Consider the following 3034-nt stretch of genomic DNA (forward strand, 5'->3'; position numbering starts at 1 on the left):
GGCGTCTGCGCCTGGCGATTGTCTTGCCGCTCCGACGCTGCCGCACCGGCGGAAGGACCTCCGGACGGCTGCGCTCTTCCCTCCTGCCCAAGGGCAGGAAAAGCGAGCGCGACACAAAGCGCGGAAATTGCTGACAAGTGGCCGACCCGGATCATGACCTCATCCTCTTCTGACGCCGTTGAAATGGCGCGCGGACGACTATCGTTCCGTCGGCGAGACATTTCTGAGGCACTGCCATCGGAAAACCGTCAGGCTTTGCGTTGCCAGCGACCATCGTCGTCCTGCTGCCAATAGGTTGCCTCATGGCCACCTTCCTTCACGCTCCGCCACTGGTCCCGTGCACTGCGAAGCGCCTCGTCGTCGTTGCCGTCGAACAAGACGACGAGGCGTTCATAGGCAGCGACATCCTGTGGCAGCGGTGCGCCTTCCACGAGGAAACGAACATTCGCCGTGTTCGAGTTCTCATTGCTTTGCGTGAGGAGAACCGGATGGTCGGCCGAACGGCTTTCGCGATCGGTCCCATGCGGCAGGAAGCTCTCCTCCGTAAAGGTCCAGAGATGGTCGTCGAGGGCCGCCATTCTCTCCTGCGTCACGACTTGAACGACCGCCCGCCAGCCGCGCTCCAACGTCTTGAGCAGCAGCGTCGGCAGGACAGCCTCGAGGGGCTGTCTCTGCAAGTGGTAGAACAGGATTTCGGCCATCGGCGGCTGGATACTCCGAAGCGGGATCGGACAGGCTTCAGGACTCGTAGTGATCCCTTACCAGGCGATCGAGGATGCGCACGCCCCATCCGGACGCCCATCCCTTGTTGATCTCCGTTTGGGGTGAGCCCATCGCGACGCCGGCGATATCGAGATGCACCCAGGGAACATCGTTCACGAACCGTTGGAGGAACACCGCCGCCGTGCTCGACCCAGCCGGACGCCCGGCCGAGTTCTTCATGTCGGCGAATTTGGAATCGATCATCTTGTCGAATTCCGGACCGACGGGCATGCGCCAGACGCGCTCGCCCGTCGCCTGACCGGCGGCACTGAGACGCGCCGAAAGCTCGTCGTTGTTCGAGAAAAGGCCCGCATATTCCTGCGCCAGCGCCACGATGATGGCGCCTGTGAGCGTTGCGAGATTGATCATGAACTTGGGCTTGAATCGATCCTGGACGTACCAGAGCACGTCGGCCAGAACCAAGCGGCCCTCCGCGTCCGTGTTGATGATTTCAATGGTCTGCCCGGACATGCTGGTGACGATGTCGCCCGGACGCTGCGCGTTGCCGTCCGGCATATTCTCCACGAGGCCGATTGCACCGATGACGTTCGCCTTCGCCTTGCGGCTGGCGAGCRCATGCATCAGGCCGACGACGCAAGCCGCGCCCGCCATGTCGCCCTTCATGTCTTCCATRCCGCCGCCGGGCTTGATSGAMAYKCCRCCCGAATCRAASACSACSCCCTTGCCGAYGAAGGCAATCGGYTTGTCCKWSGCCTTGCCGCCGTTCCAGCGCATGATGGCGAGACGGGCCTCACGCTTGGAGCCCTGCGCGACACCGAGCAAAGCGCGCATGCCGAGCTTGCGCATGGCCTTCTCGTCGAGGATTTCCACGTCGACGCCGACCTTTTCGAGCGCCTCCGCGCGCGCCGCGAATTCTTGCGGGCTGAGCACGTTCGGCGGCTCGTTGACGAGATCACGTGCGAGCACGACGCCGTCCGCAAGACCTTCGCGCAGTTTGAGCGCCTTCTTGGCCGCAGCGAGATCCGACACGACCAGCGTCAGGCGCGTCGTGCGATCGCGCTTGTCGTCTTTTTTGGTCTTGTAGCGGTCGAAGCTGTATTTCCTCAGCCGCGCGCCGAGAGCGAGATCGGCAACGGCATCGGCCGAGACATCGGCGCCCGGCACGTCGACGATGACCGTCGCGGCCTTTCCGTTGATCTTGCCCGCGACGAATCCACCTGTCAGAGCCCAGTCGACGGGTGCACCCTTGTCTTCGGCGACCCCGACGACGACGAGTTTATCCACAGCCAGGGCTGCGGGCGCGGTCAGGACGAGCGCTGAGCGGGCTTTGCCCTTGAACTGTTCGATTCCGGCTGCCGACTTGATGAGGTCCACGGCCTTTTGACCGATGAGTTTGGCGACGATGGGCGTCGGCTTCAGGTTCTCACCGACGAAAATCACCAATTCGCCACCTTCGACCGGGCCATGCGCCCGGACGTCGATCTTTAAGCTTTCGGCCATGGAATTCCCTCTGACTGCTCAAAAAAGCCCGGAAACGGCTTCGTATCGGGTCACATACACCATATCGGGGGCGACTTCACCAAGGCTTTGCCGTGAAAGCGCCCTACTCCCAAGGTGTTGAAGAGCGCGCAAGGTGTTGAAGAGCACGGCCTTGCTTGGCCCAACCGGACAGGCTACCCAGAGCGATGCGCCGTCAGGCGAAGGTTTTTCAATGCTTCTACTCGAACGCTACATACTGAAAATCGCATTTAATGCCTTTGCGGCCTGCCTCATCGCCCTCACCGGCGTGATCTGGATCACGCAGGCGCTGCGCGAGCTCGACCTTCTCACCGCCAAGGGACAGACCATCATGGTGTTCCTGACCGTGACCGGTTTGTCGTTGCCCGCCCTGATCACCGTCATCTCGCCGGTCGCGTTGTTCATCGCGACGATCTACGCCTTGAATAAACTGAACAGCGATTCCGAGTTGATCGTCATGAGCGCGGCTGGCATGCCGCCGCGGCGACTTCTCAAGCCATTCCTCGCCCTGAGCGTCCTCGTCTGCGCCATCGTGGGCTTCATGACGATCTACATCATGCCGGCGAGTTTCCAGGAGATGCGCGACCTAGTCACCAAGATTCGCGCCGATTTTGTCGCCAACATGGTGAAAGAGGGCCAGTTCACCACCCTCGATAACGGCATCACGTTCCATTACCGCGAAAAGGCCGGCGATGCCCTGCTCGGCATCTTCATGCAGGACCTGCGCGACAAGGAAAAGCCAGTGGTCTATCTCGCCGAGCGCGGACAGGCCATCGAATCGAATGGGCAATCC

At 61.7% G+C, this 3034-nt stretch carries 3 protein-coding genes; 1 reads left to right on the top strand and 2 read right to left on the bottom strand.

What is annotated here, in order from left to right; all coding sequences use genetic code 11:
- Nucleotides 1-248: 248 nt before the first annotated feature.
- Together AC1DT3_RS16545 and AC1DT3_RS16550 are read right to left on the bottom strand one after the other, a co-directional pair.
- Nucleotides 249-701 carry a DNA polymerase III subunit chi gene (locus AC1DT3_RS16545; protein ID WP_477466333.1) on the bottom strand — a complete coding sequence of 151 codons (453 nt, stop codon included), beginning with the start codon at nt 699-701 and terminating at the stop codon, nt 249-251.
- A 37-nt stretch (nt 702-738) separates the two neighbouring features.
- Entirely contained in the window at nt 739-2223 is a 1485-nt protein-coding gene (locus tag AC1DT3_RS16550) for a leucyl aminopeptidase (protein ID WP_477466334.1), read from the bottom strand.
- A 211-nt stretch (nt 2224-2434) separates the two neighbouring features.
- On the opposite strand from AC1DT3_RS16550, the gene AC1DT3_RS16555 reads away from it, so the two are divergent.
- On the top strand, nt 2435-3034 hold a 600-nt coding region (locus AC1DT3_RS16555), incomplete at its 3' end, for an LptF/LptG family permease (protein ID WP_477466335.1).

It is taken from the genome of Microvirga sp. P4_G7 (genome assembly GCF_056401005.1).